This is a genomic window from Nannocystis bainbridge (genome assembly GCF_028368995.1).
Lineage (GTDB): Bacteria > Myxococcota_A > Polyangia > Nannocystales > Nannocystaceae > Nannocystis > Nannocystis bainbridge.
On the sequence record NZ_JAQNDL010000001.1, the window covers coordinates 1,472,253 to 1,491,294 of the forward strand.

Sequence of the window (19,042 nt, forward strand, 5' to 3'; positions counted from 1 at the left end):
CGCCATTGCGCCCCGGGGCCGTTGTTTGCGACCCTCGCGGCATGCTCCGCCGCCTCGTCGCCCTCCTCGCCGCCTCCGGTCTCGCCTGCGCCGGCGAGGCGGCCAAGTCGGTCGCTCCCGAGGTCGCCGCGCCGCCGCCCGTCGCGCCGCCCGCACCTGCATCACCTGTCCCCGAGGACAGCCAGCCGCCCGCGCTCGAGAAGACCAGCGTCGCGGTCGACGGTCACAGCATCGCCGTGCACGTCAAGCGCCCCGCGGCGCCGTGGGGCGCGATCGTCCTGGTCCACGGCCGCACCTGGAGCGCCCTGCCCGACTTCGACCTGCAGGTGCCCGGCGCGCGCGTCTCGTTGATGGACAACCTCGCCGCCGAGGGCCTGGCGGTCTATGCCGTCGACCTGCGCGGCTACGGGGCCACCGCGCGCGACCCCAGCGGCTACACCGACCCGATCCAGGCCGCCGACGATCTCGCCGCCGTCGCTCGCCTCGCGGGCACCGGGCTGCCGACCCGGCCCGCCGTGCTCGGCTGGTCGCTCGGCGCCCGGGTCGCAGCGCTCGCCGCCGAGCGCCACGACGACGCCATCGGCCCGCTGATCCTCTACGGCTCGCCGTGCCCGCCCAAGACCCCGCCGCCCGCCAAGCCTCCGGCGCCGCCGGCCAAGACCAGCAACACCGAGGCCGCCGCGCGCTCCGACTTCATCACCCCCGACACGCTCGAGCCCGGGGTCGCCGACGCCTTCGCCGCCGCAGCCCTGGCCGCCGACCCGGTCAAGGCCGACTGGCGCGACCTCCACGTGTGGGCCGACTTCGCCCGCCTCTCCACGCCGGTGCTGGCGATCCACGGCGACCGCGACCCGGTCGTCACGCCGGCGTGCCTGCAAGAGCGGCTGGCGCAGGTCCCCGGCGGCGCCCAGATCGAGGTCCTCGCCGGCTACGACCACGCGGCCCACCTCGAGCGCGCGGCCCCGCAGTTCGTCGCCGCCGTGGTCGGCTTCCTCCGCAAGCACAGCGCCCCGCGCGGCTGACCACGCGGATTTGAGCGCACATGTCCTTCAGGACATGTGATTCCTCGGCGACGCTCGACCTCCCCGGCTCCAGCGAGACACCGACCGAAACTCTGCCACCGCGCCGTCCTGCTCCGACAAGACAACGACCGACCCCTGCCACCGCGCCGTTCGCCCGGGTACCCTCGATCACCGATGCGACTCCTGCTGCTCCTCGGCGCCCTCGTCGCCTGCACCCCCGCGATCCCGGAGCCGATCTGGGAGGGCGAGTTCCTCCACTACAGCACGACCATCGACGCGCCGGTCTGTCGCGGCTCGTTCGTCCTCCAGGAGCGCCACGCCGTCGAGGTGGCGGCCCTGATGGGCTTCGAGTTGCCCGAGGTGATCCACTTCACCCGCATCAAGCAGCGGCAGGTCCGCAAGTACTGCCGACAGCGCGCTCGCGGGTGCGCCTGGGACGACGCGCCCTACGCGTTCTTCGCCGAGAGCAGCTTCAACTTCCACGAGCTCACCCACGTCGTCGCCAACCTCGGCGGCCTGTCCGGACCGAGAGCCTTCAACGAGGGGCTCGCCGAGGTCTTCGCGGACACCTCGGCCTCCATCCTCAGCGGCACCCCGCTCGCCCGGGTGCTCCACGGCGACATCGACGATATCGCCGACTATCACACCGCCGGCCGGTTCGTCCGCTTCCTGATCGAGCGCCACGATCTCTCGGTGTTCGTCGAGTTCATGCGCTCGACCTGGCGCGAGGCCGAGTTCGACGAGTTCGCCCCGATCTTCGCCGAGGTGTTCGGCGAGCCGATCGAGGACGCGATGGCCGACTTCGCCGACTATCCGAGCTGCAGCAGCACGAGCAACCGGATCGCCGTGCTCGACTGCAACCTGCCGCTGCAGCCGTGGGACGGCGCGACGCTGTCCCTCACCGCGAACCTCGCGTGCGACCAGGCCGACGTGCTCGGCCCCGACAGGCACGGCCTGATGTTCACGAGCCGCGGCTTCGAGATCGCGCAAGAAGGCACCTACCGCATCACGCCATCCGCGTCGTCCGAATGGGCGCTCTTCAGGATCATCCGCTGCGGCTCGTGCTGGGACGATCTCGAGATCGGTATCATGCCCGGGACGACCGAGGAGCTCGTACTCCCGCCCGGCCGCTACTACGCGCAGTTCGGCCGCAGGACCCGCGAGCCCGCCGAGCTCGGCCTGCAGATCGAGCAGCGCTGACGACCGCGCATCGACCTGCCTCGCAAAGGTTGCAGTACGGCGCTCGAATGGCGTTCACGCGACCATGCACGCGCCGCGCTTGGCCATGCCTCGCCACGCCTGTACCCTGCTCGCGGGTCGCCATGCCTCGAAGCTCTCGTCTTGCATTGGTCCTCGCAGCGCGCCTCGGCTCGGCGCTCGCCTTCTCGCTCGCCGCCTGTCGCCCCGCCGAGAGCGCCGCGCCGCCGAGCCCCGCGCCCGAGCCGCCCGCGGCCGCCGCGCCGGCCAGCGCCACCCCTCCCGGCCAGGCGGCGAGCCCCGAGTCCCCGCCAGCCACCAGCGCCCCTGCCGACGCGACCTCGTCCGCCGCGCCTTCCCGGCCCGCTGGCGCCGCGCCTTCGGCTTCGTCTTCGACCGGCAGCCTGCCTTCCGCCGATCCCGGCGCCGCCGATCCGCTGCGCAGCTCGGGCCACTTCGTGGCCACCGACAGCCCTGCCGGCAGCTGGCGCACCGACCTGCCTGGCAGCCTCGACAAGGACGTCGTCCGCCGCGTCGTCCGCAGCGGCATCGCCGGCGTCCGCGACTGCTACACGGCCGGCCTGGCCCACACCCCGACCCTCGCCGGGCGCGTCACGATCCAGTTCACGATCGGCGGCGACGGCGTGGTGAAGCTGGCGGTGGTCCAGGACTCGACCCTCCCCGCCGCCGGCCAGGCGGTCGCCGAATGCATCGCCGGCGTCGCCGCGGGCTGGCGCTTCCCTCCGCCCGAGGGCGGCGGCATCGTCATCGTCAGCTACCCATTCGTGCTCGAGCCCGAATAGCGGCAGAGCCGGCCCGCGGCGGGCTCGATCCGGGCTCCGCTCGTCCTCGCGGCTTCACGCGCCCTGCCACACCGGCAGGTAGCCCCGCCGGCGGATCATCGCCGCCACGGCCCGGGGCGGGCGTTCGTCGGCGATGTGGAACTGCTCGCCGGGCTGCTCGCGCACGGGTGTCCATTCGTCCTGTGCGAAATCACTGTAGCCGCCCGGCTCGGTGCTCGCGCCGGCGCTCATCGTCGTCACGCCGATCGTCACCATGCGGTCGCGCAGCGGCGCCGACTCGCGGGTCGACACGACGATGTCGGCCGCGGGCAAGAACAGCCGCAGCGCGCAGACGATCGCCAAAAATTCTTCGTCGTTCGGCACGTACTGCGGGTCGGGCTGGAACGCGCCGGCCGCCGGCCGCAAGCGCGGCAGGCTGATCGCAAGCTGCACTTCGGGGCAGGTGCGCCGCAGGTGATCGGCGTGCGCCGCCAGCGACAGCGCCTCGAAGCGGAAATCTTGGAGCCCGTACAGCGCGCCGATCCCGAGGCGGCGAAACCCGCCGGCCAGGCCCCGCTCCGGCGCGTCCAGGCGCCACGCGTAGCGCTTCTTCGGCCCCGCCGTATGGACCGCGCGGTACGTCGGCTCGTGGTAGGTCTCCTGATACACCACCAGCCCGGCGCAGCCGGCCGCCACCATCGGCACATAGGCCTGGCTCTCGAGCGGACCGATCTCGATCGAAACCTCGGGCATGATCGGCAGCACCGCGCGGATCACCGCCTCGACGTACCCGTTCGACACGAACTTCGGATGCTCGCCGGCGACGATCAGCAGCGAGCCGATGCCGCGCGCCCGCAACGCTTGGACCTCGCGCACCGCCTGCTCGCCCGCGATCGTGATCCGCGGGATCGGGTTGGTGCGCGAGAAACCGCAGTAGGAGCAGACGTTGACGCACTCGTTCGAAAGATAGAGCGGCGCGAACAGGCGGATCGAGCGCCCGAAATGGCGCTGCGCGAGCTCGCCGGAGCGCGCGGCCACGGCCGGCAAGCGCTCGATCGCCGCCGGCGACAGCAGCGCCGCGACCTCCTCGAGGCTCTCGGCGTGCCCGCGGCGGAGGATCGGCTCGAGCTCCGCCGGCGTGGTAGCGAGCGAGCGCGCGACCCACGCGGCGATGGGCAAGGTCGGATAAACGGTGGAGAACGTCGGCATGGCGTTTGTCTCTGCGAACGAGAGATGATGGGCGCTCACCGCGGGCCCTGCAGGATTCGACGCGCAGGCGAAGTCATATGTCCCCGAGGACATGTGCGACGATCGAGCCCAGCCTTGGCGGAGGCGTCCGCGGGCGCTCACCCTGTGCATTCGCGGCGGCATCGCGCGAGCTGCCGTGGTTGTGCCGCCCAAAGATCAGGTGTCCTGCGACCGCGATTCAATTGCCCCGGTGCCCGATTTATCGCCGAACCCGGGCAGCGCCTTCTCCGGGACGAACCCGCCGATCCCACAACGCGCACGCAACGGCATGCGACCGCAGACCGCCGCCCCTCGCCCGACCCTGCATCAGCGCATGCGACGATCGCCGCGGCACGCCCGAGCCTCCGTATACACCCCGGCCTCCGGCAGCTCGGCCTCGATGAACGTGCGCCCCTTCACCGCCAATTCGAGCGCCGCCAGTTGGGCGCCGAGCACATCCGGCGGACACGGGGCGCTGCAGTCCACGCTGTCACCCCCGCGCACGAAGCTCCCCATCGACCCGGCCATGGCCATGTTCGGACCTTGCGGATACGCCGTCAGGCGGCTGCAACGGCTGCAGCGACGTGGTTGACCGTCGACGCACTGCTCCTCCCGCACGCTCGCCTCGCTGCACACGATCTTCAGCGTGTACGCGGCAGCGCCGAAGTACGCGGCCCCCGCCTTGACCTCGAAGGCGGGCCCGTCGGCCAGCGTGGCGAACGACCCGAGCCCGAACTCGCCGTCCGGCTGCCAGCGACCGCGAGCGTCGCGTTCGAACGCCTCGCCGTGCGGCCCTGTGGTGATGATCCCACGCTCGGTGATGTCGACGCCCTCGTAGCGCACGGTCTTCCGGGTGCCCGCGACCGTGGCGACCTCGCGCGCGCGACCGAAGAACCCGTCGTCTTCCCACCCGCCACGCACCGCGAAGCAGCGGTCGCCGCGGGCCCGCACCCACAGCCTCGTGCGAGCGCCGACGAGCCGGCGGAACTCCGCCCACCGCTCCTCCTCGTCCCCCGCCTCCCGGTGCTCCGCCAGCTCCGGCAACGTCGCCACCGCCCAAGCCCAGCGCGCCGACACCTCCATCGCCTCGACCTCGGCGAGCAGCCGCGACGACTCGCTCACCGCCTCCGCCGGCTGCGGCTCAGGCGCGAGCGCCGGTTCGGCTTCCACCACCACCGCTACAGCCGGCTCCGAGGGCGGAGGCACCGGCATCGCCGCCCCGGCCGGCGCGCGCGCGCACGCCAGCAGGACCGCAGGAGCGACGAGGACCAGGCCAGCTCGCATCGTCGCCCCGAACGCGGTCACGCGCCCCACTATTCCACGAGCGGCCCACGAACGCCACCGCGAAGCGCCACCGCGAGCCCCGACGCACGCATAGGGCGGGCCGCCGGCCCCTCGCGCAGCCGCACGACGAGACTTAGAGACGTGTCTCGCAGTTCTCCAAGTGGCCGACTTTAGGCGCGTTGCGCTCACTGCATTTGCAGAGTTCCCGACCGCTCGGCACACCCACTACGGACAAACCCGCGCGCAACGATGTTGTATGTTGAAAATGCGGAATTCCTATGCTCAGCATAAAGCGCATCCATCGTCGGCTCTATCGTTAGCGGCACGAACACGACCCTCACCTATATTACCGTGAATGATATAAAGGTACGCCCGCTGATTCCGCTCGATAGCCCTCGTACCCGAGTGCGTAGGCGATGCGTAGGCAAACCCGCCCCCCCCCGACCATGAAGGGCCCACCTCCCATTCGAGGGCAATCGGTTGCGCGCTGCCGATCGACCCGACTATTTTGAACGAAGTCGTCGAGGCCAGCTATGGGTGAGGACCGTGAGAGAAAGCTAGTCGACACTGTGGGCCGCAGCAACTCATTCATGTCTTGCCGATGTAGACATGCACCATGTCCCTGGTTGCGGTGCTCGTCGCGCTAGCTCTCGCTGCTCAACCTGTTGGTGCGCCACTTCTCTGCCCCAAAAACACCACCTCGTGTGCTTCAGGGGGATGCGTACCGCTGGGTGATGTATGTCCCTCGACGGCCGAGCTCCATCCACCTGCGCGACCTGCGCCCACCGCTGCGCTCGCACCGCTCCCTCAAGCCCAGGAAAGCGAGGTAGAGGTGTTCGACGATCCGGCGCCGGCCAAGTCGGCAGCCGAGCGCTGCGCTGACGACGAAAAATCTGAGCTCCAGCCCCGCCGTTTCAAACTCAGATTTGGTCTGGCCCTGGGGAGTACGAGTGCGTTCCTTATCTCGAGTCTCACATTCGTCTTCGCACGAAAGCCGCTCGAGACCCAGTCCCAGACTGGGTTTGCTCATGAATCCGGGGTGGACGGTGTGAATCTTCGGGTGAACTGCATGAAGGGCAAACCGTGCGGCAACAGTTGCATTTCCTGGGATAAGGAGTGCCATGTCGACGACAGCGATGGCGTCGGCTCGCTCGGAAAGCTGACGCCAGCCGGCTGGGTCGTCGGAACCACGTTCTTTGTCATTGGTGTAGGACTGCTCGTCGCGGCCTTCGTGGCCCCGCCCAGACTCAAGCCGCGACGCGCTCAGTGTGGTCTAAGCGGATGCTCTTTGAAGTTCCAGTTCTGACCCTCACTACTCTGTGAGCCGCTCGCGCTCACCATGCGTCGCCACAATGCCGTCACCGACGACAGCTCACTCACGGTGAACCTCTCCGAGCTCCGGAGACGCCGCACGCGGAACAAGGAACGAGGACGAACGCATACACATCCCCGCCTCACCCCGGCGCGCGCGGCGGCTTCGGCAGGCACCCTGGCCACACCGACAGGAACTTCTGCAGCGTCGCCACGAAGCTGCTGAGGCGCGCCGGCACGTGGCGGCTCCTCGCATAGACCGCGTACATCTGCTCCACCGCCGGGCAGTAGCTGTCGAGCACCGGCACCACCCGGCCCTCCGAGATCGCCGGCGCCGCCAGGTACTCCGGCAGCCGGGCGATCCCGCAGCCTGACACCGCCAGGTCGCGGATCAGCGGCCAGCTGTTGGCGGTCGCGTGGCGGTGCACGATCGCCGGGCGGGCCGAGCCCTTCGAGAAGCGCCACGTCGTCGCCTCGCGGCGCGTGCCCATCACCAGGCACACGTGCTTCGCCAGCTCGCGCGGGTGCGTCGGCGCGCCGCGGCGCGCCAGGTACTCCGGGCTCGCCACCAGGCGGTACTTCGCCGGCGCCCCGAGCTTGCGCGCCACCAGCGACGCGCTCGCGGCCGGCTCGGCCTGGATCACCACGTCGAAGCCGTCGCGCAGCGGGTCGAGCTGCCCGGCGCACAGCTCGATCTCCACCTCGACGTGCGGGTGTTCGCGGGCGAACTGGCCGAGCACGCGCCCCAGCACCCCCTCGCCGAAGCCGCCCGGCGCGGCGATCCGCAGGCGACCGCGCGCCTCCCCGCGCGCCTCGGCGATCGTGCGCTCGGCCTCGGTGACCACGTCGAGGCCGGCGCGGACCTGCTCGAAGTACCGCTGGCCCTCGTCGGTGAGGCGCACGCGCCGGGTCGTGCGCTCGAACAGGCGGGTCCCCAGCCGCTCCTCGAGCCGGCTGACCTGGACGCTGACCGTCGACACCGGCGCCGCCAGGGCCAGCGCGGCCGCGCGGAAGCTGCCGGCCTCGGCGACGCGGACGAACGCCTCGACGGCGGCGAAGTCGGGGCGGCTGTTCATGGCCGTGAACAGATTGATCAATCGCCCGGGATTGTTCAAGCGCCGCGGGCGGCGTAGATCGGGGCATGACCACCGAAGCGCTGCGACTCTACTACTACCCCGGCGTGTGCTCCCTCGCCCCGCACATCGCCCTGCGCGAGGCCGGCGCGACCTTCGAGCTGGCGCGCGTCGACCTGCGCACCCGCAAGACCGAGGCCGGCGAAGATTTCGCGGCCGTCAACCCCAAGGGCTACGTCCCGGCCCTGCGGCTGCCCGACGGCGAGGTGCTGACCGAGACCGCCGTGCTGCTGCAGTACGTCGCCGACACCTGGCCCGAGGCCGGGCTCGCGCCGCTCCACGGCGGGCTGGAGCGGGTCCGCTTCGACGAGCGGCTGATCTTCATCGCCACCGAGCTGCACAAGGGCTTCGCCCCGTTCACGATCATGCCGAACGCCGGCGACGAGGCCAAGCGCTGGGCGTCCCAGCGGCTGACCGCGCGCGTCGAGCTGCTGGCGCGCGACCTCGGCGAGCGGCCGTTCTTCCACGGCGACGCGTTCACGGTGCTCGACGCCTACGCCTTCTTCGCGCTGCGCGTCTACCCCAAGCTGTTCGCCGCCGAGCTGCCGGCCAACCTCGCCGCCTTCCAGGCCCGCGTCGCCGCGCGGCCCGCGGTGGTCGCCGCGTTCGCGGCCGAGGGGCTCAAGGCGTAGCGGTCCCGGCCCGTGGTGACGATGTAAATGGACGGCCGCGTCGGTCGGTGGCGACGACCCGTCGGTACGACGAGAGGGCCTTCACTCCGCGGCGTCCACGGCTCGCTCTTCGTGAGCGCGGAGGCTCTCGACGATCGAGTCGCGGATCCTCCGGAAGAGCGCTTCATCTCTGGCAGACTCCTCGTCGTCGTCGTCGGGCTCCGCGGACCGATGCGCCGAATCCCACAGCTCGAGGGCCTCGACGAGGCGTGCCCGGTCGCCCCCCGCGTGTTCGTGGAGGTGTGCGGCGAGCATCCTGCGCGTCGCCGGTTCGTCGGGGCGGAGCGCCAGCGCGGCGCGGAGGCGCCGTTCGGCTTCGTCATGGTGGCCGAGCTCGTTGCAAAGCACGGCGAGCGCGCGCGCCAGGAATGAGTCTTCGGAGTCGCCGACGTGGGCGACCCATGGGTCCACCTCGGCGATCGTGGTGGCGACGAGTTCCGGGTGCGCCTCGACGAATCTGAAAGCCATGAGGACGGCTCGCATGTGCTCCTCGCCGAGCGGGAGGCGGACGCCACCGATCTCGCCGGCGCTGTCCGACCCGCCGCGCCCGCGCACCGCCGCGAGAAAGCGGAGCCGAGCGGTGAGACACCCGACCATGTCGTCGTCGCGCAGGTCGTCGGCGTCCGCCAGGAGCGCCAGCAACGACTCGAGCGGCGGATCTTCCGGACGAAGCCGTCGCCACAACTCGACGGCGGCGAGCCCGAGGAAATCGCGGTCCGCCGCCGACACGCGCGACCCGAGGGCGGGTAACCAGTGAATCCGCGACATTCGCCAGGCAGAGCCGCCGGCGGGCATCCGGGCGATGTGAGCCAGGACGTCGGCTCGAGAGAGGACGAGGCCGCGGTCGGCGAGGCCGGTGAACAGGGCGTCGTCGGCGAGCGCGGCGACCTCCGCGTGCGTCCAGAAGCCGGGCATCTCGTGCCGCCAACGCCACGGCGTGCCACGGACGACGAGCTCGCGCTCACGCTCACGCTGCGTCAGATAGGGATGCACGTCGGTGTCCTCGTCAGCGCTGAGCACTCGCCCGTCACGGGCGAGTGGGCGCGGAGGCGCGGGGGTGGACCCGTCCTTGCGCGCGACGGTCCGGGCCTTCCGGCGCTCGACCTCCCGAAGGTGTCGCTTCTCGGCGCGGCGTCGGGCGCTGCGATGCTGCTGCTGGCTCATGGCACGACCCATAGCCCGTGAGCGTTTCCGCGCCAAGCGCCGCGAGGGGTGTTTGAAAGCTTCTAGATGGTTGCGCGGCTCCTCGACGCCGCCATCGAGAATCCACCCGGGCGTACGGACTCTCGAGTCAAAGCGCGACCCGGCTCGACATGGCGATCGAGACATGTCCTTAAGAACATGTCCGTGGGGACATGCCCTTTCGCGCATGTCCGCTCTCGCCGTCAGTCGACGAAGTTCGGCGGCCCGGTGCGCTCGAGGTACCCGTCGAGCGCGCCCTGCAGCCGCTCGATCTTCGGATCGCCGTAGGGCAGCGGCTTGTCGCCTTGCTGCTTGCGGGCCGACAGCGCCTCGTCGAGCAGGTTGCACACCAGCTTGTAGGTGCCGTCGAACACCGTGACCATGTTGTGGGTCGCGGCGCCGTTGGCGGTGAAGCGCCAGGTCTCGGCCACCAGCACCCGGTTCTTGTTGGAGGCCGGGTTGGAGAGGATGCCGGCGAGGTCGCGGCCGTCGAGGCCCTCGGGCGCCGGGGTCTCGGTCCACTTGAGGATCGTCGGCATCACGTCGACGGTGCCGACCAACTGCTTCGAGGTGGTGCCGGGCGCGAAGCCGGGGCCGCGCACGACCAGCGGCACGCGGATGTCGTCCTCGCCGACGCCGACGCCGTGGGTGCGGCGCTTGGCGCCGAGGCTCTCGCCGTGGTCGGCGGTGATGATGACGGCGATCTCGCGCTCCTTGGCGAGCTCGTCGATGCGCTCGAGCAGGCGGCCGACGTGCTTGTCGGTCCACGCGATCTCGTGGTCGTACTTGCCGGCGACGCTGTTGCCCCACCGCGGCACCCCGCGGTGCCACGAGTGGCCGCCGTGCGGGCCGAAGTAATGGGCCCACAGGAAGAACGGGCGGTCCTTGGGCTGGGCGTCGAGGATCTTGATCGCGGCGTCGGTGACGGCGACGTCGAGCGCCTTGCCCGAGACCTCCTCGTACTCGTCGAAGTCGGGGTAGGCGCCGGTCGAGGCGTCGAGGAAGCCGGTCGAGCCGTCGTCGATGACCGCGGCGGTGTACATGCCGCGCCGCTTCAAGAACGTCTGCAGCGGCACGTACTTCTCGGCCGCGGGCAGGCCGAACTTGAGCTTGAGCAGCTCGCCGTCGTCGAGCTGATCGATCTCGGTGCTGCGCAGCAGGCGGAACTTGTTGGTCTCGAAGAACGGGTTCCACACCAGCCGCCGCGGGTACACGCCGCGGAACATCGACGACAGCGCCAGGCTGGTCCACGAGCCGCCGGTGTAGGCGCGGATGAAGCGGGTCCCGCTCTCGGACCACTTCTTCATCTCGGGGGTGGTGTTGCGCTTGCCGCCCCAGCTGACGTGGTCGGCGCGCAGGGTGTCGATGGTGATGAGGACGACGCTGGTCGGCGGCGGCTTGTCGGGCACCGGCGGGTCGGCGACCGGCTCCTCGACCGGCGCGTCGCCGAGGACGCAGTTGTCGTCGACGCCGTTGCCGGGCAGCTCGCGCGCGAACGGGTGGACCGCGGCGTTGAACGGGGCGCAGTCGCCACCGCCGAGGATCGGCGAGTAACCGTCGCGGTCGACGTCGCCGAGGGTCCGCAGCGTCCGCAGCGACAGGCTCGAGAACGGCCGCTCGAGCAGGCCCGCGAGCAGGTCGCGGTCGCCGTCGACGACCACGAGCGCCCACACGAACGGCAACGCCAGCACGCCCGCGCCGACCGGGCGCCCCCACGCGGGCACGCGCAGGCGGCGGGGCCAGTAGCGCAGGCAGGCGACGCCGACGATCGTCAGCATCAGCACCGCCATCACCCGCAGGGCCGTGTGCGCCGCCGGATAGTTGTCGACCCCGACCCGGCGATCGGCGACGATGAAGCCGACCGCCGCCAGCGCCAGCAGCGGGCCGGTCCACAGCGGCCGCTTCCACGTGCGCGACAGCCAGGCCGGCTGGGTCGCCGACGGCTGGGCGACGAACCCCAGCAGCGCCAGCCCCAGCCCCGCGCCCACGCCGGCGATCGCCGCGGCCACGGCGTCGGCGTGGTCCTTGCCGCCGAAGCGGGCGATCACCCCGAGCTGGTCCATGAGCCAGACGGTCAGCCCGGCGCCGACCGCCAGCCACGCGAGCGCCCGCCCCCACGTCGGCAGCCGTTGCAGCCCGCGCAGCACCCCGGCGAACACGCCCCCGAGCACCGCGCCGGCGCCGACGCCGACGCCGAGAGCGGCGATCGCCGCCGACGCACCCACACCCTGCCCGCCGCTGACGAAATCGATCAGGGAGGCCAGGCCGGCGACCGCGGCGGCAAACGGGATATGGGCCAAAAACGCCGTTCTGGGCGGATCTTCGACGGACATCGCGGCAGCGCCGCATTGTGCCCGACGTCGCGGCGTGACGGAAGCGTGACGTTGTTTGCCGGCGCTCCCCCATGCAGAGGTCACCCCCGCCGAAGGGCCGTCAGCGGCCCGTCAGACGGCTTTCGGCCCCGGGCCGGGCCCGCCCGCTCCGGCGCATGCCGTAGCGCACGAGGGGCGGCGATCTCCGCGACGCAGGCGACATCGCGCGTGACGCGCGATGCGCCGCTTGCGAGCGCGGCGAACGGCGTCCGCATGCTGTCCCGCGGGACATGTCGCATCGGTCATGTCGCTCACGCGGGCCCTCTTCACCGCTCGTTCGGGACATGTCCGTATCGACATGTCCCGAAGAACAGCTCAATTCTCCTCGTCCTCGCCGTCCTCGTCCTCGTCCGCGTCGCCGTACGGATCGTAGTCGTCGTCCGCTTCGATCTCCGCGATCGCGTGCATCTCCGCGATCTCCTCGTCGCCGGCCCCCAGCACCTCGGCCAGGCTGGCCCACGGGAACCCGCCTGCGTGGGCCAGGCCGAGGTACTTGGCGATGACCTCCGGGTCGCGCGCGTGGCCGCGGCCCTGATAGCACTTGATACCGACCAGCGCCCCCGCCTTGACGTGCCCGAGGTCGGCGGCCTTGCGGTACCACGCGAACGCGGCCGCGTCGTCCTGGGCCACGCGGTCGCCGGTCTCGGCGTAGTAGCCCTCGTTGAAGATCGCCCGCGCCTGCCCGAGCGCCGCCGCCCTGGCGTTGTAGGCCCGGCCCGCCTCGGGGTCGCTGCGCCCGACCAGCACCGCGGCCTCGAACAGCCCGTCGGCGTGGCCCTTCTCGGCCGAGCGCACCGCCGCCGCGCGGGCCTCGTCCTCGTCGCCCTCGCAGCCGTCGGGCCCGGCCAGCCCGCGCGTCCACATGTAGCTGAGCAGCACGTCGAGCGCGCCGGTATTGTCGGCCGCGGCCGCGCGCGTCAGCGTCGACCACGACGCCCCCGCCAGCTGCGAGTCCTCCCGTTGCACGATCCGCCGCGCCAGCCCGAGCGCCGCCTCGTGATGCCCGCCGGCGGCCGCCTGCGCCTGCGCCTGCCACGACAGCGCGCGCAGCTCCTCGACCAGCGCCTCGTCGACCGGCGGCAGCCCGGCGATCGCGTCGGACTCGCGGAACTCGAGCGCGACCACGGCGAGGCGATGGTGGTCGTACAGCTCCTCGGCGGAGCCCTGCCCGGCCAGCCCGGCCTTCAGCGCCGCGATCTTGTCGCGCGTGTCCTTCTCGCGTTCGTCCATCGCTCGACGCTACCGCGACTGCCGGTGAAATTCGCGGCGCGCACGTGTGAGGAATTCATGGCTCTGCGCCCGGCGATGGCGTCGCCCACATCTCGCATCGGCGACTGCCCGAGCCGGCCCACCGATGAGATGTCCCTCGGGACAGGTCGCATCGACGTCGGGACATGTCCTTCGAGACATGCCCATCCGCCGGCGATCGCCGTTCGCCGCCGGAGCCCCCGCGAGCGACCGGCGACCCGCGGCGGAATGACCACACCGTCGGCTCGCCGCCCGCGGCCCCGGGATCGCAAGACGGGCGATTTCGCGCCCCCCGTCGAGCCCCGTGCCCTCGCCCTCGGGGACCTTCGCAGCGCAGGGCTTCGCGGCTACTGTGGCCGCGCCGCCGGGCCCGGGGCGCGGCGGCGGATTGGCTAGAGGAACCACGATGCAGCTTATGAGATGGAACACCATGGAGGCCCACGGCCCGCCGCGGCCCGGCTGGTGGGCGACCCTCGCCGCCGTCGCCCTGCTGGGCGGATGCGCCGACGACACGACCACGGTCACCGACACGGCCCAGGGCACGACCACGCAGACGACCGTCGAATCGACCGTCACCACCGACGAGCCGACCACCACCGTCGCGCCGACCACCACCGACGCGCCGACCTCGACCACCACCGAGACCGGCTCGACCACCGCGGTCGAGCCGACCACCACCGTCGAACCGACCACCACCGATTCGACGACGACGACGACGACGACGACCGACACCACCGACACCGACAGCACCACCGGCGACGAGCTCGTCGGCAAGTCGATCACCCAGACCGTCAACAGCGGCACCGTCGCCCAGAGCCCCAACTTCCGCATGGTCTTCACGCTGGGTCAGCCGACCCAGAACCAGGGCCTCTACACCTCCGATAACTTTCGTCTGCAGGGCGGCCTCATCGGCGCCAACGGGAACCCTCCATGACCCTCCGTCGCCTCTCCTCCGTCTCGACCCTGAAGCCGTGGTGGCTCGCGCCGATCCTCGCCGCCGTGACGCTGACGCCGCTCGAGGCCAGCGCGCTCGCCGTACCGGCCCTCGTCACCCACCAGGGCCGCCTGTTCGACGCCAACGGCGCGCTCGTCAGCGGCGCCCACGACCTCACCTTCGCCATCTACGACGCCGAGCTCGCCGGCAACGAGATCTGGTCCGAGACCGTCACCGTCGATTTCGACGACGGTTACTTCTCGGTGCGCCTCGGCGAGCAACTGGTGCTCGACGAGAACGTCTTCGACGGCTCGACCCGCTGGCTCGGCATCACCGTCGACGCCGACCCGGAGATGACCCCGCGCGCAGCGATCGTCAGCGTCCCGTATGCGATGTTCGCCGGCGATGTCCGCGGTGAGATCAACCCGACCAATGTCAACATCCAGGGCTTCGGCGCGGTCATCGATCAGAACGGCAAATGGGTCGGCGACCCCTCGGGCCTGCTCGGTCCCGCCGGCCCGCCCGGACCCGCCGGTCCCGCCGGTCCCGCCGGCACCGAGGGCCCCGCCGGTCCCGAGGGCCCCGCCGGCCCGCCTGGACCCGCCGGTCCCGCCGGTCCGTCCGGCCCGTCCGGTCCTGCCGGCGCGCAGGGTCCCCAGGGCCCGATGGGCCTCGCTGGCCCTGCCGGCCCCGCCGGTCCTGCCGGTCCTGCAGGCGGCGTCGGCCCTGCCGGTCCTGCCGGTCCCGCCGGCCCCGCCGGCCCCGCCGGAGCCCAGGGCCCGAGCGGCCCCGTCGGCCCCGCCGGCCCGGAGGGTCCGACCGGCATCATCGCCACCGCCAGCTTCGCCGGCGCCATCGAGGACATCCCGCTCGACCCGGCGTGGGTGTTCGTCGGCCCGACCGCGGTCATCTCCGTCGAAGCCGGCCAGCGCCTGACCGGCACCGCCACCGCGGGTCTGGCCCACGGCACCACCCTCACCTGGCGCCGCGTCGACCTCGACCTCTGTTATCGCCAGGGCGCGCAGGCCCTGAAGAACTTCAGCGGCGTCAATTTCGTGTCGCCGCGCATCGAGCAGTTCGCCAACTCGTTCACCGCCGCCGGCACGATCGTGCCCGGCGCCGGCTCGTGGACCGTCGGCCTTTGCATTCGCAACAACTACGGCGGCGAGATCCTCGACGAGAACAACCGCGTCAACGGGTGGATCCAGCTCACCAATTGAGCGCATGAGCGCAGCGCCCGGATCACCTAACCCAAAAGTCAGGTGACCCGGGCGCGGCGTGACCCCGATCGCGCACGCGCTCGAGCGAGCGCCCATTGCTACGACCCCCTGGGTCGCACCCGCGGCACTGCCATCATTGCCACGCTGAATGCGGCCAGGCGCGCGCGCGGGCGTTTTCGGGCGCGGCGCAGCCCGGCGATCGTCTCCATCGGCCCCCGGCGGGCGCGCGCATGCTGTCGCGGTCGTCACGATCGAAGCCGCGAGCCGGCGCCGACATCGCGCCATCGCGAAGATCGGCGCGGAGCCATACGAACGGCGTTCGATGGCCCGACCTGGCCGCTCCTCCGCGTGGCCGCCAGCCTCGATTCCGCGCCGCCGCCGGCGTGCATGGTCCCGCGCGGACCGCACTCGGAGACCTTCAGCGAGCTCCGACTTCGTGGATAGTCTGCCCCCACCGACGCACCCCATGGGCGCGTCGGCGATTGCATGGAGGAGGAATGCACGGGATGACATGGATTGGAATTACCGCCCATGGGCCGCCGCGCCCGTGGCTGGCGCTCGGCGTCGCCGCGCTGCTGACAGCAGCGTGCGCCGACGACACGACCACGGTCACGGACACCGCCCAGGGCACGAGCACGCAGACCACGGACGACCCTGACCCCACCGATTCGCCGCCGACCACCACGGTCCCGACGACCACCGATTCGCCGCCGACCACCTCGGTGACGGGCACCGATTCGACCACCGCGGTCGACCCGACCGACCCGACCACCACCGATACCACCGACACCACCGACACGACCACGACCACCACGACGACCACCACGACGACCACGGACACCACGGATACCGACACTGACGGCACCACCGGCAACGAGCTCGTCGGCAAGTCGATCACCCAGACCGTCAACAGCGGCACCGTCGCCCAGAGCCCCAACTTCCGCATGGTCTTCACCCTGGGTCAGCCGACCCAGAATCAGGGCGTCTACACCTCGAATAACTTTCGCCTGCAGGGCGGCCTCATCGGCGCCAACGGGAACCCTCCATGACCCTCCGTCGCTCCTCCTCCGTCTCGTCCCTCAAAAAATGGTGGCTCGCCCCGGCCCTCGCGGCCGCGTGGCTGCTGCCGCTCGAGGCCAGCGCGCTCGCCGTGCCGGAGCTCGTCACCCACCAGGGCCGCCTGTTCGACGCCAACGGTCTGCCCGTCGACGGCACCCAGGACCTCATTTTCACCATTTACGACGACGAGGTCGCCGGCAACGAGATCTGGTCCGAGACCATCACCGTCGATTTCGACGAGGGCTTCTTCTCGGTCCGCCTCGGCGAGCAGCTTGTGCTCGACGAGAACGTCTTCGACGGCACGACCCGCTGGCTCGGCATCACCGTCGGCGGCGACCCGGAGATGACCCCGCGCGCCGCCATCGTCAGCGTCCCGTATGCGATGTTCGCCGGCGATGTCCGCGGTGAGATCAACCCGACCAATGTCAACATCCAGGGCTTCGGTGCGGTGATCGATCAGAACGGCCAGTGGGTCGGCGATCCCTCGGGCCTGATCGGCCCCGCCGGCCCGCCCGGACCCGCCGGTCCTGCCGGTCCCGCCGGCTCGGAGGGCGCCGCTGGTCCCGAGGGCCCCGCCGGTCCTGCCGGCCCCGCCGGCGCGGCCGGTCCCGAAGGCCCCGCCGGCCCCGACGGCCCGCCCGGGCCCGACGGCCCCGCCGGCCCGGCCGGTCCCGCCGGTCCCGCCGGCCCCGAAGGCCCGCCGGGCCCCTCCGGCGACCTCGGCCAGGTCGGCCCGGCCGGTCCCGCCGGCCCCGAAGGCCCCCAGGGCGCCCAGGGACCGCAAGGCACCCAGGGCCCGCAGGGCGCCCAGGGGCCGCAGGGTGAGACCGGTCCGCAGGGCATCCAGGGCCCGCAGGGCGACCTCGGTCCCGCCGGCCCCGCCGGCCCGCAGGGCGAGATGGGTGCGCAGGGCGCTCAGGGCCCGCAAGGCGACCCCGGCCCCGCCGGTCCCGCCGGCCCGCAGGGCGAGATGGGCTCCGCCGGTCCTGCCGGCCCGCAGGGCGATCCTGGCCCCGCCGGCCCCGCCGGCCCGCAGGGCGACGCCGGTCCCGCCGGCCCGGCCGGCCCGCAGGGCGAAATGGGCGCTCAGGGCGCTCAGGGCGCGCAGGGCGACCCCGGCCCTGCCGGCCCTGCCGGCCCTGCTGGCGCCGTCGGCCCCGCCGGTCCCTCCGGTCCGCAGGGCGACGCAGGTCCTGCCGGTCCTGCCGGCCCCGCGGGTGCCGTCGGTCCCGCCGGTCCTTCCGGGCCGCAGGGCGCTGTCGGCCCGGTCGGCCCGATCGGTCCCATGGGCCCCGCCGGCCCCGCCGGTGCGGTCGGTCCCGCCGGTCCTGCCGGTCCCGCCGGTCCTGCAGGCCCCGCGGGCGCCGTCGGCCCCGTCGGTCCCCAGGGCGCCGTCGGCCCGCAAGGCCCGCAGGGTCCCACCGGCGTCGTCGCCGTGGCCCGCTTCGTCAGCCAGGTCGGCAACATCGCCCCCAACGCCACCTGGACCTTCGGTGGCACCCCGGTCGTGGTCAACACCGTGGGCAACCAGCGGCTCACCGGCACGGCCACCTCGTCGCTCGGCTACCTCAACGCCGGGGCGCAGTTCAGCTTCGTCGACCTCTGTTATCAGAACGCGGCCAACCCTGGCGCCCTGACCCCGTTCTCGAACAACAACGGCGTCGAGCACCTGTTCACGACCAACCCCTACCCGATCGGCGCCACCGGCTCGGTCATCCCGGGGGCCGGCAGCTGGAACGTCGGCCTGTGTGTCGCCAACACCAGCCTCAACACCATCAACAACAACGGCTTCGTCACCGGCTGGGTGATGATCACCAACTGAGCACACGGCGCCGGACCCCGCGCCGTCGCTGGTCGCGGGGTCCCGGCTCCGGCATGCTCCGCGTCCCGTGTCGACCTCGACGGCCATCCTCCTCGCCGGCGCCCTGATCGGCCTCGGCCTGTTCCTCGGCCTGCGCAGCCTCGCCCCGCGCGAGCTGCCGGTCGCGGCCCCGGAGCCGTCCGCCGCCGGCGCCCCGCCGCCGGCTGGCCCCGCGTTCGACCTGGCGACCTCCCAACAGCACGCCGCCAACGCCCTCGCCTACCACGTCGAGGCGCTGCGCCAGGCCTGCTACCTGCCCGCGGTCGTCGGCGAGACCCCGCCGCCGCCCGTGGTCCTCGAATTCAACTACACCTTCGACGCCGAGGGCCAGCAGATCGCCCGCGGCTCGCTCGAGAAGCGCGGCGCCTCGCGCCCGGCCGTCACCGAGTGCGTGCTCGCCAAACTCCCACCGCTGCGGATCCCCCGACCCGGCCAGACCGTCACCGCCAGCCCCACGCTGACCTTCCCCTGACGGCTTTTCCATCGACCTGTCCCGAGGAACATCCTTGGCATCACGCGGCGACCTTCCCCTGACGGCT

Annotated in this window: 16 protein-coding genes; 10 read left to right on the forward strand and 6 right to left on the reverse strand. The window is 72.0% G+C overall.

Features of this window, described 5'->3' with window-relative positions; all coding sequences use genetic code 11:
• Nucleotides 1–41: 41 nt before the first annotated feature.
• From POL25_RS05810 to POL25_RS05820, 3 genes are all read left to right on the forward strand, one after another.
• Nucleotides 42–1,022 carry an alpha/beta hydrolase gene (locus tag POL25_RS05810; protein WP_272084840.1) on the forward strand — a complete coding sequence of 327 codons (981 nt, stop codon included), beginning with the start codon at nt 42–44 and terminating at the stop codon, nt 1,020–1,022.
• A 174-nt stretch (nt 1,023–1,196) separates the two neighbouring features.
• On the forward strand, nt 1,197–2,222 hold the full coding sequence (locus tag POL25_RS05815) for a hypothetical protein (protein WP_272084842.1): 1,026 nt from the start codon (nt 1,197–1,199) through the stop codon (nt 2,220–2,222).
• 122 nt (nt 2,223–2,344) lie between these two features.
• Complete coding sequence (locus POL25_RS05820) at nt 2,345–3,022, forward strand: AgmX/PglI C-terminal domain-containing protein (protein WP_272084843.1); 678 nt, start codon at nt 2,345–2,347, stop codon at nt 3,020–3,022.
• Between the two features lie 54 nt (nt 3,023–3,076).
• Here POL25_RS05820 and POL25_RS05825 read toward each other — a convergent pair whose 3' ends face one another.
• Complete coding sequence (locus POL25_RS05825) at nt 3,077–4,210, reverse strand: ThiH family protein (protein ID WP_272084844.1); 1,134 nt, start codon at nt 4,208–4,210, stop codon at nt 3,077–3,079.
• A gap of 345 nt (nt 4,211–4,555) precedes the next feature.
• On the reverse strand, nt 4,556–5,533 hold the full coding sequence (locus tag POL25_RS05830) for a hypothetical protein (protein WP_272084845.1): 978 nt from the start codon (nt 5,531–5,533) through the stop codon (nt 4,556–4,558).
• Nucleotides 5,534–6,344: 811 nt separating this feature from the next.
• On the opposite strand from POL25_RS05830, the gene POL25_RS05835 reads away from it, so the two are divergent.
• A complete protein-coding gene (locus POL25_RS05835; RefSeq protein ID WP_272084847.1) occupies nt 6,345–6,818 on the forward strand; it encodes a hypothetical protein in 474 nt (157 codons plus the stop codon).
• Nucleotides 6,819–6,966: 148 nt separating this feature from the next.
• On the opposite strand, the gene POL25_RS05840 is transcribed toward POL25_RS05835, so the two are convergent.
• On the reverse strand, nt 6,967–7,899 hold the full coding sequence (locus POL25_RS05840) for a LysR family transcriptional regulator (protein ID WP_272084848.1): 933 nt from the start codon (nt 7,897–7,899) through the stop codon (nt 6,967–6,969).
• Nucleotides 7,900–7,964: 65 nt separating this feature from the next.
• Here POL25_RS05840 and POL25_RS05845 point away from each other — a divergent pair, with 65 nt between their 5' ends.
• Complete coding sequence (locus POL25_RS05845) at nt 7,965–8,588, forward strand: glutathione S-transferase N-terminal domain-containing protein (RefSeq protein ID WP_272084849.1); 624 nt, start codon at nt 7,965–7,967, stop codon at nt 8,586–8,588.
• 81 nt (nt 8,589–8,669) lie between these two features.
• On the opposite strand, the gene POL25_RS05850 is transcribed toward POL25_RS05845, so the two are convergent.
• From POL25_RS05850 to POL25_RS05860, 3 genes are all read right to left on the reverse strand, one after another.
• A complete protein-coding gene (locus tag POL25_RS05850) occupies nt 8,670–9,791 on the reverse strand; it encodes a tetratricopeptide repeat protein (RefSeq protein WP_272084850.1) in 1,122 nt (373 codons plus the stop codon).
• A gap of 221 nt (nt 9,792–10,012) precedes the next feature.
• Complete coding sequence (locus POL25_RS05855) at nt 10,013–12,142, reverse strand: sulfatase (RefSeq protein WP_272084852.1); 2,130 nt, start codon at nt 12,140–12,142, stop codon at nt 10,013–10,015.
• 354 nt (nt 12,143–12,496) lie between these two features.
• Nucleotides 12,497–13,411 (reverse strand): tetratricopeptide repeat protein, encoded by a 915-nt coding sequence (locus tag POL25_RS05860; protein WP_272084854.1) that lies wholly within the window; start codon nt 13,409–13,411, stop codon nt 12,497–12,499.
• A gap of 424 nt (nt 13,412–13,835) precedes the next feature.
• Between POL25_RS05860 and POL25_RS05865 the strand changes: the two genes are divergently transcribed.
• From POL25_RS05865 to POL25_RS05885, 5 genes are all read left to right on the forward strand, one after another.
• Nucleotides 13,836–14,363, forward strand: coding sequence for a hypothetical protein (locus tag POL25_RS05865; RefSeq protein ID WP_272084855.1), 528 nt, complete (start codon nt 13,836–13,838; stop codon nt 14,361–14,363).
• Nucleotides 14,360–15,583, forward strand: coding sequence for a DUF8740 domain-containing protein (locus tag POL25_RS05870; RefSeq protein WP_272084857.1), 1,224 nt, complete (start codon nt 14,360–14,362; stop codon nt 15,581–15,583). Before POL25_RS05865 ends, POL25_RS05870 begins: the two co-directional genes overlap by 4 nt.
• Nucleotides 15,584–16,080: 497 nt before the next feature.
• On the forward strand, nt 16,081–16,632 hold the full coding sequence (locus tag POL25_RS05875) for a hypothetical protein (RefSeq protein ID WP_272084859.1): 552 nt from the start codon (nt 16,081–16,083) through the stop codon (nt 16,630–16,632).
• The gene (locus POL25_RS05880) at nt 16,629–18,464 is read left to right on the forward strand and encodes a DUF8740 domain-containing protein (RefSeq protein WP_272084860.1); all 1,836 of its coding nucleotides are present in this window, start codon (nt 16,629–16,631) and stop codon (nt 18,462–18,464) included. The genes POL25_RS05875 and POL25_RS05880 overlap by 4 nt, the downstream gene beginning before the upstream one ends.
• Before the next feature lie 67 nt (nt 18,465–18,531).
• Nucleotides 18,532–18,975, forward strand: coding sequence for a hypothetical protein (locus tag POL25_RS05885; protein WP_272084861.1), 444 nt, complete (start codon nt 18,532–18,534; stop codon nt 18,973–18,975).
• The last annotated feature ends 67 nt before the right edge of the window (nt 18,976–19,042 follow it).

What these genes read in the sequence shown, in the direction of transcription:
- POL25_RS05810 (WP_272084840.1), top strand. Translation starts at nt 42, where the DNA reads ATGCTCCGCCGCCTCGTCGCCCTCCTCGCCGCCTCCGGTCTCGCCTGC.
- POL25_RS05815 (WP_272084842.1), top strand. Translation starts at nt 1,197, where the DNA reads ATGCGACTCCTGCTGCTCCTCGGCGCCCTCGTCGCCTGCACCCCCGCG.
- POL25_RS05820 (WP_272084843.1), top strand. Translation starts at nt 2,345, where the DNA reads ATGCCTCGAAGCTCTCGTCTTGCATTGGTCCTCGCAGCGCGCCTCGGC.
- POL25_RS05825 (WP_272084844.1), bottom strand. Translation starts at nt 4,210, where the DNA reads ATGCCGACGTTCTCCACCGTTTATCCGACCTTGCCCATCGCCGCGTGG.
- POL25_RS05840 (WP_272084848.1), bottom strand. Translation starts at nt 7,899, where the DNA reads ATGAACAGCCGCCCCGACTTCGCCGCCGTCGAGGCGTTCGTCCGCGTC.
- POL25_RS05845 (WP_272084849.1), top strand. Translation starts at nt 7,965, where the DNA reads ATGACCACCGAAGCGCTGCGACTCTACTACTACCCCGGCGTGTGCTCC.
- POL25_RS05850 (WP_272084850.1), bottom strand. Translation starts at nt 9,791, where the DNA reads ATGAGCCAGCAGCAGCATCGCAGCGCCCGACGCCGCGCCGAGAAGCGA.
- POL25_RS05855 (WP_272084852.1), bottom strand. Translation starts at nt 12,142, where the DNA reads ATGTCCGTCGAAGATCCGCCCAGAACGGCGTTTTTGGCCCATATCCCG.
- POL25_RS05860 (WP_272084854.1), bottom strand. Translation starts at nt 13,411, where the DNA reads ATGGACGAACGCGAGAAGGACACGCGCGACAAGATCGCGGCGCTGAAG.
- POL25_RS05865 (WP_272084855.1), top strand. Translation starts at nt 13,836, where the DNA reads ATGCAGCTTATGAGATGGAACACCATGGAGGCCCACGGCCCGCCGCGG.
- POL25_RS05870 (WP_272084857.1), top strand. Translation starts at nt 14,360, where the DNA reads ATGACCCTCCGTCGCCTCTCCTCCGTCTCGACCCTGAAGCCGTGGTGG.
- POL25_RS05875 (WP_272084859.1), top strand. Translation starts at nt 16,081, where the DNA reads ATGCACGGGATGACATGGATTGGAATTACCGCCCATGGGCCGCCGCGC.
- POL25_RS05880 (WP_272084860.1), top strand. Translation starts at nt 16,629, where the DNA reads ATGACCCTCCGTCGCTCCTCCTCCGTCTCGTCCCTCAAAAAATGGTGG.